The 13589-nt window shown below is 57.0% G+C and carries 9 protein-coding genes; 8 read left to right on the forward strand and 1 reads right to left on the reverse strand.

Annotated elements, in window-relative coordinates:
* Window positions 1-14: 14 nt before the first annotated feature.
* Both AC3DKS_RS08175 and AC3DKS_RS08180 read left to right on the forward strand, forming a co-directional pair.
* Window positions 15-1826: an acyl-CoA dehydrogenase family protein gene (locus AC3DKS_RS08175; RefSeq protein ID WP_015755283.1), complete on the forward strand. Its 1812-nt coding sequence runs from the start codon at window positions 15-17 to the stop codon at window positions 1824-1826.
* A gap of 120 nt (window positions 1827-1946) precedes the next feature.
* A complete protein-coding gene (locus tag AC3DKS_RS08180; protein WP_015755284.1) occupies window positions 1947-3371 on the forward strand; it encodes a pyridoxal phosphate-dependent decarboxylase family protein in 1425 nt (474 codons plus the stop codon).
* Here AC3DKS_RS08180 and AC3DKS_RS08185 read toward each other — a convergent pair.
* Window positions 3368-5170 carry a glycoside hydrolase family 15 protein gene (locus AC3DKS_RS08185; protein WP_015755285.1) on the reverse strand — a complete coding sequence of 601 codons (1803 nt, stop codon included), beginning with the start codon at window positions 5168-5170 and terminating at the stop codon, window positions 3368-3370. The two genes, AC3DKS_RS08180 and AC3DKS_RS08185, sit on opposite strands and share 4 nt — an antisense overlap.
* 101 nt (window positions 5171-5271) lie before the next feature.
* Between AC3DKS_RS08185 and AC3DKS_RS08190 the strand changes: the two genes are divergently transcribed.
* From AC3DKS_RS08190 to AC3DKS_RS08215, 6 genes are read left to right on the forward strand one after another with little or no spacing between them, the layout of a single operon-like run.
* The gene (locus AC3DKS_RS08190; RefSeq protein WP_272607851.1) at window positions 5272-7482 is read left to right on the forward strand and encodes a bifunctional alpha,alpha-trehalose-phosphate synthase (UDP-forming)/trehalose-phosphatase; all 2211 of its coding nucleotides are present in this window, start codon (window positions 5272-5274) and stop codon (window positions 7480-7482) included.
* Between the two features lie 45 nt (window positions 7483-7527).
* Complete coding sequence (locus AC3DKS_RS08195) at window positions 7528-8463, forward strand: TolB-like translocation protein (RefSeq protein WP_015755287.1); 936 nt, start codon at window positions 7528-7530, stop codon at window positions 8461-8463.
* A gap of 35 nt (window positions 8464-8498) precedes the next feature.
* Entirely contained in the window at window positions 8499-9128 is a 630-nt protein-coding gene (locus AC3DKS_RS08200; protein WP_015755288.1) for a TMEM175 family protein, read from the forward strand.
* Window positions 9125-10456 carry a M28 family metallopeptidase gene (locus AC3DKS_RS08205; RefSeq protein ID WP_015755289.1) on the forward strand — a complete coding sequence of 444 codons (1332 nt, stop codon included), beginning with the start codon at window positions 9125-9127 and terminating at the stop codon, window positions 10454-10456. Before AC3DKS_RS08200 ends, AC3DKS_RS08205 begins: the two co-directional genes overlap by 4 nt.
* 24 nt (window positions 10457-10480) lie before the next feature.
* Window positions 10481-11839: a DUF2268 domain-containing putative Zn-dependent protease gene (locus tag AC3DKS_RS08210; protein WP_272607850.1), complete on the forward strand. Its 1359-nt coding sequence runs from the start codon at window positions 10481-10483 to the stop codon at window positions 11837-11839.
* Between the two features lie 54 nt (window positions 11840-11893).
* On the forward strand, window positions 11894-13543 hold the full coding sequence (locus AC3DKS_RS08215; RefSeq protein ID WP_272607849.1) for a M1 family metallopeptidase: 1650 nt from the start codon (window positions 11894-11896) through the stop codon (window positions 13541-13543).
* The last annotated feature ends 46 nt before the right edge of the window (window positions 13544-13589 follow it).

Genomic DNA, 13589 nt, shown 5'->3' on the forward strand with positions numbered 1-13589 from the left:
TAAAAAAACAAAAAATGAGTACCCAAACCGAAGAAAAAGAAATCCTGCGCGGCGGCCAGTTCCTGGTAAAGGAAACTGCCTGTGAAGACGTCTTCACCCTCGAGGACCTGAACGAAGAACAACGTATGATGCGCGAGAGCACGGTAGAATTCGTGGATCGCGAACTCTGGGCGCACTGGGAGCGATTTGAGCAAAAGGATTACGCCTATACGGAGCAATGCATGCGGAAGGCCGGGGAGCTCGGTTTTCTGAGCATCGCAGTGCCCGAGGAGTACGGGGGCATGGGCATGGGCTTTGTAAGCACCATGCTGGTCTGCGATTACATATCCGGGGCCACCGGTTCCTACAGCACCGCTTTCGGCGCCCATACGGGGATCGGTACCCTGCCGATTACGCTCTACGGAACGGAGGAGCAAAAAAAGAAGTATGTACCCAAACTCGCCAGCGGCGAATGGTTTGGTGCCTACTGCCTCACCGAACCAGGTGCCGGCTCGGACGCGAACTCCGGGAAGACGAAAGCGGTTTTGTCGGAAGACGGGAAGCACTACCTGATCAGCGGGCAGAAGATGTGGATTTCCAACGCGGGTTTCTGCAACCTGTTTATCGTTTTTGCAAGGATTGAAGACGATAAGTATATCACAGGATTCATTGTGGAGAATGACCCGGAAAATGGGATTTCCCTGGGGGATGAAGAGAAAAAGCTCGGGATCCACTCCTCCTCTACCCGGCAGGTCTTTTTCAACGAAACCAAGGTACCGGTGGAAAACATGCTGTCGGAGCGCGGTAATGGGTTTAAAATTGCCATGAATGCCTTGAACGTGGGGCGGATTAAGCTGGCGGCTGCCTGCCTGGAGGCCCAGCGCCGCGTGACAGACGAAGCCGTGCGCTATGCCGGGGAACGCAAGCAGTTTAAAACTGCGATAATCAATTTCGGGGCGATTAAATCCAAGATCGCCACCATGGCGACGAACGCCTATGTGGGCGAAGCGGCCTGCTACCGGGCAGCCAAAAATATCGAAGACCGGATCGCTCTGAGGGTGGCCGCGGGGAATTCCCATGCCGAAGCCGAGCTCAAGGGAGTGGAAGAATACGCCATCGAATGCTCCATCCTCAAGGTGGCCGTTTCCGAAGACGTCCAGGAGACCACGGACGAGGGCATCCAGATTTTCGGGGGGATGGGCTTCAGCGCAGACACCCCCATGGAGTCTGCCTGGCGGGATGCCCGGATTTCCCGGATTTACGAGGGGACGAATGAGATCAACCGGATGCTGGCGGTGGGCATGCTGGTAAAAAAGGCGATGAAGGGACATGTGGACCTGCTTGGACCGGCAACCGCGGTCGGGGAGGAACTTCTGGGGATCCCCTCCTTTGAAGCCCCGGATTACAGCGAGTTGTTCGCTGAGGAGAAGGACCTGATCGCCCGGCTTAAAAAGGTATTCCTGATGATTGCGGGTAAGGCGGTACAGACCTTCGGCACGGAACTCGAAGAGCACCAGCAGGTATTGATGGCCGCCGCGGATATCCTTATCCAGGTCTACATGGCCGAATCCGCAGTCCTCAGGGCAGAAAAGAACGCCAAACGCCAAGGGGAAGACGCCCAGGCCGCACAAATCGCCATGGCCCGGCTGAACCTGTACGAAGCCGTGGACATCGTGATCCGGCGCGGGAAGGAAGCCATCGTCTCATTTACCGAAGGGGATGAGCAACGCATGATGCTGATGGGCCTCAAACGCTTTACAAAATATACCAATCAACCCAATGTCGCCGCCCTGCGAGAACTGATCGCGGATAAAGTGGCGGAGTCAGGCGGGTATAACTTTGACTAATTCAAGTAGCACCTTTTGAGACAGAGGTGAGGCCGCCTTCCGCAAGGGAGGCGGTTTTTTTTCGCGCCTCCCTGTTCCCTTTTGTTTTGCCATGTGCGTCTGCCAAACTACTTTTAGCCCATGGCAAAGTCGCTTTTGGAACGGGCCTACGACCCGGAGGCATTCAGGGAGCTCGGAAAATCCCTGGTAGATACGCTGGCAGGGCATTTGCACGCAGCGCAAAACGGCCGGGGGAAGGTACTGGATTACCGGGATGCCGCAGACGAACTGGCATTCTGGAAATCATTTCCCGAAAAAAACAGCAGCTTCGCGGCCTGGACGGAGGAAGTACTGCGGCATACAACCCAGGTGCACCATCCGCGCTATATGGGTCATCAGGTAGCCCCTCCCCTTCCCCTGGCCTCCCTGGCGGCACTCCTGGGGGAATTCCTGAACAACGGCATGGCAGTTTACGAGATGGGGATGGCCCCGACGGCCATGGAACGCCTGGTTACCGACTGGCTTTGTGACCGGGCCGGGTTTGGCCCGGATGCGCGCGGATTCCTCACTTCGGGCGGGACCCTGGCCAACCTGACCGCCCTGCTGGCAGCCCGCCGCGCAAGGGGAAGGGACGATGTATGGAACCGGGGATACTCGGGGCGCCAGGCCATACTGGTCGGGGAGGCAGCCCACTATTGCATCGATCGGGCGGCCCGTATCATGGGCATGGGGCGTCAGGGGGTGATCCGGGTTCCCGTAGATGCCGGCTACCGGATGCGGACGGACGAGCTTCACCGGTTGTACAACCAGGCCCTCGCGGACGGGCTGGAACCCATCGCCCTGGTTGGCAGTGCCCCGTCCACCGCCACGGGCAGTTATGACCCGATCGAGGAGTTGGCGGACTTTTGCACCTCCCGGGACCTATGGCTCCATATCGACGGGGCCCACGGGGGTTCTGCCCTCCTCTCCGAAAAGTACCGGGGGTTGATGCGCGGCGTCCACCGGGCGGATTCCCTGGTCATTGACGGCCACAAGATGCTGGGTCTTCCCGTGCTTACCACCGCCCTGCTGTTCCGCAAGGGCAGCGTGTCCTACACCACATTCAGCCAGGAGGCCGAATACCTGCTCACCGAAACGCAGGAGGAAGATTGGTACAACCTGGCCAAGCGTACTTTTGAATGCACCAAACTCACCAGTGCATTTTGCTGGCATGCGGTAATCAGCCAATACGGGGAATCCGTATTCCCCGCCTACCTGGACCGGCAATACGATCTGGCCCGGGAATTTGCCGGGATGATCCGCCAGCGCCCGAACTGGGAACTCGCGGTCTCCCCCCAATCCAATATCGTCTGTTTTCGATGGGTACCCCCGGGGGCCGGGAAGGAGGTCTGCAATGAAATAAACGCGCGGATCCGAGGCGAAATCCTCAAGGAGGGAAGATTCTATATCGTCCAGACGCAGCTGAACGGGTTGACTTTTCTGCGCACGAGCCTGATGAACCCGTTTACGACCCGGGAGCATCTCGAAGAGTTGCTGGAAACCTGCGAAAAATACGGGGAGGCTTAGCTTTGCATCGTCTCCAGGACCCGTTCCACGGAATCCTTGCGGGAGAAATTGATGGCGCACTCAATCAGGGCCAGGTGGGAATACGCCTGGGGAAAATTCCCCAGCAGCCGTTTGGATTTAAAATCGATGTCTTCGCTGAAGAGCCCCAGATGGTTGCTGTAGGATAGCAACTGGTCAAAGAGTTCCCGGGCCCGATCCTCCTCCCCGATTTTAAACAGGCTGTTGATGAACCAGAACGTACAAATGGTAAAGGAAGACGAAGGCAGCCCAAAATCGTCTTCGTTCCGGTAGCGGTACAGGAGGCCTTCATGGCTCAGGTGGGTTTCGACGGCCTTCACCGTGCTGACAAATTTCGGGTCGCGGGCATGGATAAACCCATAACTCTCCATAAGCAGGACGGATGCATCCATGTGGAACGACCCGTAGGATTGGGTAAAGGCCTGCACCTCCTCGTTCCAGGCGTTTTCGTGGATATCGCGCTTGATTTCTTGTTCCAGGGCCGTCCACCGTTCAATTTTCCGCTGCTTGCGGAAGATCCGGGCAATTTTTATGGCCCGGTCGATTGCCACCCAGCACAGCACTTTGGAAAAGGTAAAGTGCCGGTCTTCCGTCCGGAATTCCCAGATGCCCTTATCGGGCTCCTTCCAGTGTTTTTGTACGATCCATACAATCCCCTTGGTGAGCGTCCAGAGTTCCTCCCCGTGCTCCAGGTCGTTCTTAAAACGCACGAGCTGGGCGTAGATCACATCCATCAGGATGCCGTAGATGTCGTTTTGCCGCTGTTTATAGGCCGCATTGCCCACGCGGACCGGCCGGGAGCCTTCATACCCGTCCAGGTGGTCCAGGGTAATTTCCGTGAGCCGTTTCTCCTTGTTGATCCCGTACATGATCTGGAGTTTTTCGTCCTTATCGGGGATCAGGTCGACGATAAAGCGCAAATATCGCCGGGCGACATTCTTATGACCCAGTTCGCTCACCACCTTCACCACCATGGAAGCATCCCGGATCCAGCAGAACCGGTAATCCCAATTCCGCGTTTCCCCTATGGTTTCGGGCAGGGAGGTCGTGGCCGCGGCCAGGATGGCTCCCGAACGGTCATAGCTCAGGAGTTTCAGCGTCACCGCCGAGCGCTGGATCTGGTCGTTGTATTCCCGGTAAAGCGGTGTCTGATTGCTCCAGTTGAGCCAGTACACCTTGGTGCGTTCCAGCTCCAGGTACATGCGTTTGGTGGTGGGCTTGAACAGTTTTTCGTTATAGGAAAGGAGAAAAAACCCATCCTTTTTTAATTCCAGGGGGCGCCCTTCCATCACCGCGTTCTTGTTGAAGGAGGTGTAGAGGAAAACCGTATCGTACTTCTCCCCTTTGTTTACGCTGGCGATAAAACTCTTTTTGATAAAGGTTTCAGTTAGCCCCAACCCGTATTCCAGTTTCGGGTCGTAGGATACGGAGAAGACCGGGCGGCCCTTGATGTGCCGGATGTAGCGGATAATTTCCGGCGGAGCGTGATAGGTGCCATTTTCTTTGTGATACCGCGGCATAAAATCGCGGACTTCAAAGATATTGTCCCCGTCGGCATACCGGGTAATCAGCAGGGCGGTATCTTTCTTGTACCGCTGGGAGACCTCGTACTCAGGGCCTGTATTGATGGAGAAACTGCCCCCTTTGTTTTTATCCAGGATTTTGGCGAATACGGAAGAGGAATCAAATTCCGGCAGGCAGCACCAATCCAGGGAGCCGTTTTTCGAAACCAGGGCCGCCGAGCGGCAATTTCCGATAATTCCGTAATCCAGGTTATCCATATGTTGCAGATTCTCTAAAAGTCCCCAATTTATTGGTTAAGCGATGCAATTTGACGAAATTTAGACAAACAGCGAGCGAAAAAGGTTAAAATCCACAAAATATGTCCAAAACCATTATTATTTCGAACAGATTACCCGTACAGCTGCAAATCAAGGAGGGTTCCATTGAAGCGACCCCGAGTGTGGGCGGCCTGGCCACAGGTATGAAATCGGTCCACAGCGACGGGGAAAGCCTGTGGATTGGTTGGAGCGGACTGACGTTGGAGGAGATCCCCGATTCCCTGGATGCCGATATTGACCAAGCCCTGGCCCGACACGGCTGCTCCCGGGTGGACCTGAGCAAAAACGAAGTGGATGGCTTTTATTACGGCTTCAGCAACCGGACCATCTGGCCGCTCTTCCACTATTTCATGGAGTACTCCGAATTTGAGTTGTCGAACTGGACCGTCTACGAGGCGGTCAACCGGAAATTCGCAGATGCCATCGCGGCAGCGGCGGCGGACGACGATGTGATCTGGGTACACGACTACCAGCTCATGCTCGTGCCCCAGATGGTTAGGGAGCAGCGGCCCGGCCTGTCCATCGGTTTCTTCCTCCATATCCCCTTCCCCTCCTATGAAATCTTCCGGACCATGCCCTGGAGGCGGGAAGTACTGAGGGGCCTGCTGGGTTCCGACCTGATCGGCTTCCACACCTACGACTACGAGCGGCATTTCCTCAGTTCCGTCCGGCGCCTGCTGGGCCTCGAGGTGTCCTTTAACGAAATCCACCTGGAAGACCGGGTGGTGAAGGTGGATTCCTTCCCCATGGGGATCGACTATAAAAAATTCAACGAAGCCGCCGCCCGGCACCGGGACATGAAACCCGGGGAAATCTCGGACCTCCAGAACCGGCTGGATACGCACAAGGCCTCCACCCCGGACGCAAAGTTTTTCCTTTCCATCGACCGTCTGGACTATACAAAAGGGATTGCGCGGCGCATCAAAGCCTTTGAGTATTTCCTCGAAAAATACCCGGAATACAAGGAAAAAGTACGCCTGATTATCCTGGCCGTGCCTTCCCGGTCCAAGGTGCCCCAGTACCAGCGGCTTAAAAGGGAGATCGACGAATTGGTCGGGCGCATTAACGGGGAGTTATCCACCGTTAGCTGGACACCCATCTGGTATTTCTACCGCTCCCTGCCCTTCGACAACCTGATCGACCTGTATACTTCCTGCGATATCGCCTGGCTCACGCCGATCCGCGACGGCATGAACCTGGTGGCCAAGGAATACATCGCCACGCGTACCGACCAGACCGGGGTGCTGATCCTCAGCGAGATGGCAGGATCAGCCAACGAAATGAACGAGGCGCTGCTCATCAACCCGAACAACTTCGAACAAATTGCCGAATCGCTCCACCAGGCGCTCAACATGCCCGAGGAGGAACAGAAGCGGCGCAATGCAGCCATGCAGAAACGCTTGGAACGTTACAACGTGGAAAAGTGGGCCAACGATTTTATGAATTCCCTGCCGACACAAAGGCAACAGGATTATTCCATGGTTGCGCGTCGGCTCTCGGTAGATCTCACCAACACGCTGCTGGAGAAATACCGGGAAGCCCGGAGCCGTATCCTGTTCCTGGATTACGACGGTACGCTGGCCGGATTCACCAACGACCCCCAGGACGCCAGGCCCGACGAGGCGCTCATGGAGTTGCTGGACCGCCTGAACGCCCAGGGGCGGACGGATGTTTTCCTGATCAGCGGCCGGGATAAGGACACTTTTACGCGTTGGTTCCAGGACAAGGAGTACGCGATGATCGTGGAGCACGGCGTCTGGATCAGCGAAGGCGGAAAACCCTTCAGCATGCTGGAAAATGTCAAAAACGACTGGATGGGCAAGATCCGCCCGGTGCTCGAGTCGTTTGTAGACCGGACGCCCGGTTCCTTTATCGAGGACAAAAATTATTCCCTGGCCTGGCATTACCGGAATACGGACCCGGATTTTGGCCAAAAGCGCACCATGGAACTCAATACGGTGCTCACCTCCCTGATCGCCAATGACGACCTGACCGTGATGAACGGGAATAAGGTGGTGGAGATCAAGAGCAGCAACGTGAACAAGGGCCGGGCCGCCATGCGGATGGTCGCCCGGAAGGAGTATGATTTTATTTTTGCCATCGGGGACGACTGGACGGATGAATTCATGTTCCAGGAATTGCCCAAGGAGGCGGTAACGGTTAAAGTTGGCCGCATGAAAACCCAGGCCCGCTATTTCCTGGATGGCCCCGGGGCTGTCCGCCAATTGCTCGGTCGGTTTGCGGATATCTGAATTCGGGCCGTGCTTTTGCAGCCTGCAATACAAATGAAACCTGCGATGAAAATAAAATTGCCGCTCATGCCGGGGGCCGGAAGGCCCAATACGCGAAGACGCATAAAGCAACCGCTCCGGGCCTTACTCGCCGGGGCGGCCCTGGTTTTAGGTAGTTCGCCGGCCTACCCCCAGGCGGAATCCGAAATCTTCCTGGCCCCGCTGTCCAGGGGCGAGACGGGCTGGACGCTGGGTACGGCCAGGAACATCTCCCAAAACCCGGGGTACGACAACCAACCCGCATTTTATTCCGCGGGGTTGCTCCTGTATTCCGGCACCCGGGAAGGACAAACCGACATCGCCAGTTACGACCTGCAGCAGGCCACCCGCCAATGGGTATCCGATACCCCGGGGGGAGGGGAATATTCGCCCCTGAAAATCCCCGGGCGCGCGGCGGTTTCCGCCATCCGGCTGGACACCAGCGGCCTGCAACGCCTCTACGCCTACCCCATGGGGGCCGGCGAAACGGAGATGTTGCTGGAAGGCCTCAAGGTCGGCTACCACGCATGGTTCGGGCCCGACCTGCTGGTTTGCACGGTATTGGTGGAAGACCGGATGGACCTGGTAGTTGCCTCCCTGCCCGATAATTCCCGATACACCTACCAAAAAGGCGTGGGCCGGTCGTTACACAAAATCCCCGATACCCAGCGTATCAGTTACACTACCGTGATGGCAGACCTGCAAGGGATAAAATGGATGGACCCCCTGTCGGGGGCAACCGGGGAGATTGCCCCGCTGCCGGACGGGGTACAGGACTATTGCTGGCTCCCGGACGGCAGCCTGATTTGCGGGAGCGGCAACCGGATCCTCCGCCTCCAACCCGGCCCGGGGGCCAGGTGGCAAACGCTCTGGGAATCCGACGATGCAGCCGTGGGCACGATCACCCGTCTGGCGGTGAGTCCCGACAGCCGGCATGTGGCCTTTGCCGCCCATCCGGAATAGTTGGAAATCCGTAGTGAATTAACTACTTTCAACAGGTGAAATTCCAGCACAACACCAACCGCCTTGAAGCTTTCAGCGACGGGGTTTTAGCCTTTGCCGCCACCCTGCTTGTGGTCGGCTTTGAATGGGACGGAGACTTCCGGGTACTCGAGTCACAGGGTACCAGTTTCCTGGCCTTTGCTGCCAGTTTTTTTGTACTGGTCGCATTCTGGTGGGTCCATTACAACTACTTCCGGCGGTCCGGCTATGTCGACAACTGGATCATCGCGGTCAATACCGTGCTGTTGTTTGTAATCCTCTATTATGTTTTCCCTCTGAAATCCCTGGTGAATTCCTTTATGGGACAGGAGCGGATTACCATGGAAGGGCTTTCCAACCTGTTCCGCATGTACAGCCTGGGTTTTGCCTTAATTTTCCTGTGCTTCGCCGCGATGTATTTTAGGTCTTATAAGAAATTGCGCGCCGTGGAACCCTCTCTTGTCAGCCTGTTCTATGCAAGGCATTTCACCATTTTCGTGCTGATAGGGGTCCTGTCCATGGTCCTCGCAACCCTGCAGGCCGGAGTGCAAATCGGCCTGCCCGGGTTTATATATGCCCTGCTTGGCCCCCTGTGTTTCTGGCACGCCCAATGGTTTAAACGCAAATACAAAGATATCGATCAATGAGACAGTTAGTACTCCCCCTATTCCTCTTATTCACAATTACCCTCCAGTCCCAGGCCGATCCGCGGCTCTACGACATCATCCAGGCGGTTTCGGCTGACCGCATCGAATCGGATATCGCCACCCTGGCGGGCTTTGGCACGCGGCATACGCTCAGCGATACCGTCTCCGATACGCGGGGTATCGGTGCCGCTCGCCGATGGATCAAAAAGGAATTTGAGAAAATATCCGCAGATTGCGGCGGTTGCCTGGAAGTCTTCTACCAGCGGAACCTGGTGCCCGAAGGGGAAAACAACCGGATTATCCGCGATGTATGGGTAGTCAACGTGGTGGCTGTGTTGCGGGGAACCGAAAACCCCGGCCGGTATGTGATCATGAGCGGCGATATCGATTCCCGGGTCAGCGACCCGACGGACTTTACCTCGGATTCCCCTGGCGCCAACGACAATGCCAGTGGCATGGCCGGTGTACTGGAGGCAGCCCGGGTATTGAGCCGGTACCAGTTCCGGAACAGCGTTGTATTTACCGGGCTGTCCGGGGAGGAACAGGGACTGTTCGGGGGGCGGGGACTGGCGGAATACGCCAAGAACAATGAATGGGAAATCATCGGCATCCTGAACAACGACATGATCGGGAATACCACCGGGGTGGACGGCGTGGTCAGCAACCGGGATTTCCGCATTTTTTCAGAACCCGTTCCCCCCACGGAAACTGAACGGGAGCGCCGGGCGAGGCGTTTCTACGGCGGGGAGGTAGACGGGATTTCCCGGCAATTGGCCCGGTATGTCCATAAAACCACGAAAACCTATATGCCGGAGATGAACCCGATGATGATCTACCGGCTCGACCGATTCGGCCGCGGGGGCCACCACCGGCCCTTCAACGATGCGGGATATGCCGGGATCCGCATCATGGAAGCCCATGAAAATTACACCCAGCAACACCAGGACATCCGCCTGGAAGACGGTATCCTCTATGGGGACCTCCTGGAATATGTGGATTTTCAATACGCGGCCAAACTCACGGCCGTGAATGCCATCGCACTGGCCTCCCTGGGCTGGGCCCCTTCCGCGCCCGAAAATGTCCGGATCGGGGGCATCGTGGAGCCTGCGGCCCGTTTGCAATGGGATCCGGTTCCTGGAGCAACAGCCTATAAAATTTACTGGAGGGACACCACCTCCCCGACCTGGGACCATTTTGTACAGGTCAACGATACGAGCCATACCCTGGAGGGGATTGTCATCGACAATTTCTTTTTTGGGGTAGCCGCCGTGGGGCCGGACGGGCACGAAAGCCTCGTGGCCTTCCCCTCCGGCATCCTCCGGGATTAACCCAGAAGAAATACCGGCATAGATGTGAAACCGATTCGCAAACTTCCTGAAGTTTTCATCCGTTACGCCGGGGTCATCACCCTGACGGCGGTTCTCTCCGGGCTGTTGGACGGCTGCTCGGACCCCACCCCGGCAGATCCGGTTGCCAGCGCCTACCTCCCGGATATCAACCAGCTTTTTGAGGAGTACTTTGTTCTGGATAGCCTCGGGGATCACGAAGATCTCGGCGACCTCCTGGTTCGCGAAAACCGGGACCTGAAGTCTTCGGAACTCTATTTGATCGCCGCGTGGGCATATGAAGGTGCCGGGCAGGCCGATTCGGTCCTCTCGCTGATCCACCAGGCCATCGACCGGGGGATGGCCAACCCGAAAATCCTCGGGAAATTCAGGGCAACCGCATTCTCCGAAGACAATCCGGAATACGTCCGGCTCCTGCACCGCCTGGATTCCATAGAAGCGGCGCTGAGCCACGTGGAGCATTTTGCCGTGAAACTGGAGGCCATGGAAGCGTTCTGGCCCTATTTTGACCGGGCGCTGGCCGATACCACCCGGGCCCGGCGGGAACTTCGCGCTTTTATCCTCGAGGGTCCCCGGGAACTCCGGGACTTCTATACGGTTCGCTATGGGAGTATCGACCAGATGTACGGACAGATGATCAACGGGGCCCCCGACTACTACCGCTACCTGAAGCAACAATTCAACCCGGATAGCATCCACGTCTTGAAATCCCGCACCACCCGCTGGATGGAACGTTTTAAGGATTTGTACCCCCAAGCTGTGTTCCCAAAAGTATTTGTCGTCCCGGGCATCCTCAATTCAGGGGGTACGGCCACGGAGATGGGACTGTTTGTGGGAGGGGACATGTACGGCCGGTCCCCAAACATGCCCATCGAGCAATTGACCGATTGGCAGCGGGGGGCGATTATGGGCTTTTCCGACCTGCCGGCGCTCACCCTCCATGAACTGATGCATTTTCAGCAGAATTACCGGGATACGCTGTTGAACGAATCCGTCCTGGCCGGGGTTATCGGGGAAGGCGTCTGCGATTTCCTGGTGGAATTATCCTCCGGGGAGCCCCTGGACAACGAAAACCTGCGATTTCTGGAAGACCGCGAAAACCACCATCGCATCTTTGCCGACCTCCGGGAGGACCTCTTCGGGTCGGACAATTCCCGCTGGTTGTACAACGGCGGCAGCATCGACGACCGGCCCCACGACCTGGGCTACACGGTGGGTTACCTCATCAGCAAATCGTACTACCGGAACCGGGACGACAAGCAACAGGCCATTTACGAGCTGCTCAACTCCTCGGACCTCGTTTCCATTGTCCGGCAGAGCGATTATGCGTATATTCTCGCCGGCCCTGCCAGCGCCACCCGGTAGTTGGCAGGACTTTTGAAGAGGATGTTACCAATGAGCGCATTTTACAGAACCACGATGAAACTTTTCCTGACCTTACTGGCCCTCTTTGGGCTGACAGCCGGTCTGTCCGCCCAGTTGGGAGCGTCCGGGCAACCGGAAACCTTTACCCGACAGGACTCCCTGCGGGGCAGTATCACGCCGGAACGCGCCTGGTGGGACCTCAACTATTATTCCCTGGACCTGCGCGTAAACCCGGAGGAAAAATCCCTTTCGGGTACCAACACAATCCGCTACCGGGTGCTCGAGCCGGCTACCCGGATGCAGATCGACCTGCAGCAGCCCCTGCAAATCGATTCGGTGTGGCAGGACGGACAGCGCCTGGACGTCACTTCCGAGGGCAATGCGCATTTTGTCCAGCTCCGGAAAGTACAGCGGCCCGGTGCGTTCGAAGCGGTGCATGTGGCCTACTCCGGGAAGCCGCGGGAGGCCGTGCGCGCCCCCTGGGACGGCGGGTTCTCCTGGGACACAGACAGCCGGGGCCAGCCCTTCGCGGCCACTTCCTGCCAGGGGCTCGGGGCAAGTGCCTGGTGGCCAAACAAGGATCATATGTACGACGAACCGGATAGTATGGCTATTGCCGTCCGGATCCCGAAACCGCTGATGAATGTGTCGAACGGGAGGCTCCGGCAGGTAACGGACCACGGCGACAGCCGGACGTATCACTGGTTTGTCTCCAATCCCATCAACAATTACGGGGTGAATGTAAACATCGCGGACTACGCGCATTTCGGGGATACCTATGCAGGGGAAAACGGGGATCTGGACCTGGATTACTATGTTTTACCCGAGAACCTGGAAAAAGCAAAAAATCAGTTCGGGCAGGTACCCCTGATGCTGGAGGCCTTCGAACACTGGTTCGGCCCCTACCCGTTTTACGAAGACAGTTTCAAACTGGTGGAAGTACCCTATCTGGGGATGGAACACCAGAGTTCGGTGACCTACGGGAACGGCTATTCCAACGGCTATTTGGGGCGCGACCTCTCCGGGACCGGCTGGGGTTTGAAATTCGATTTTATCATTATCCACGAAGCGGGGCACGAATGGTTCGCCAACAACATCACCTACCGGGATATCGCCGATATGTGGATCCACGAGGGCTTTACGGCCTATTCGGAAAACCTCTATCTGGATTACCACTTCGGGACGGAGGCCGCAGCCGCCTATGTAATCGGGACGCGCCGGAATATAAAGAACGACCGGCCGCTGATCGGCACGTACGGCGTCAACCGGGAAGGTTCCCCGGACATGTACTACAAGGGGGCCAATATGCTCCACACGCTGCGGCAACTGGTGGAAGACGATGCGCTGTGGCGCTCGGTGCTCCGGGGCCTCAACGCAGAGTTCCGCCATCAGACCGTCACCACTGCCCAAGTGGAACATTATATGAGCGAGCGAACCGGGAAAAACCTGAGTGCATTTTTTGACCAGTACCTGCGGACAACGATGATACCTACCCTGGAATACCGCCGGGTGGGCGATCGCCTGGAATTCCGGTATACCGAAATCGTAGACGGCTTTGACATGCCCATCCGAATCCTGGCAAACGGCGAGCCCCGGTGGATCTTTCCGGAGGCCGACTGGAAATCCGAGCCCCTGAAAGCCGATGCCGTCCTCGGGTTTGATGCCAATTTTTACATCCACAAGAAACCGGTGCCCGCCCCCTGAGTTGAGCGTTTCCCCGGAAGCACCTATAAAGAGCAACCATTCAAAT

Source organism: Robiginitalea sp., from assembly GCF_982776155.1.

What these genes read in the sequence shown, in the direction of transcription:
- AC3DKS_RS08185 (WP_015755285.1), bottom strand. Translation starts at nt 5,170, where the DNA reads ATGGATAACCTGGATTACGGAATTATCGGAAATTGCCGCTCGGCGGCC.
- AC3DKS_RS08180 (WP_015755284.1), top strand. Translation starts at nt 1,947, where the DNA reads ATGGCAAAGTCGCTTTTGGAACGGGCCTACGACCCGGAGGCATTCAGG.
- AC3DKS_RS08190 (WP_272607851.1), top strand. Translation starts at nt 5,272, where the DNA reads ATGTCCAAAACCATTATTATTTCGAACAGATTACCCGTACAGCTGCAA.
- AC3DKS_RS08195 (WP_015755287.1), top strand. Translation starts at nt 7,528, where the DNA reads ATGAAAATAAAATTGCCGCTCATGCCGGGGGCCGGAAGGCCCAATACG.
- AC3DKS_RS08175 (WP_015755283.1), top strand. Translation starts at nt 15, where the DNA reads ATGAGTACCCAAACCGAAGAAAAAGAAATCCTGCGCGGCGGCCAGTTC.
- AC3DKS_RS08205 (WP_015755289.1), top strand. Translation starts at nt 9,125, where the DNA reads ATGAGACAGTTAGTACTCCCCCTATTCCTCTTATTCACAATTACCCTC.
- AC3DKS_RS08215 (WP_272607849.1), top strand. Translation starts at nt 11,894, where the DNA reads ATGAAACTTTTCCTGACCTTACTGGCCCTCTTTGGGCTGACAGCCGGT.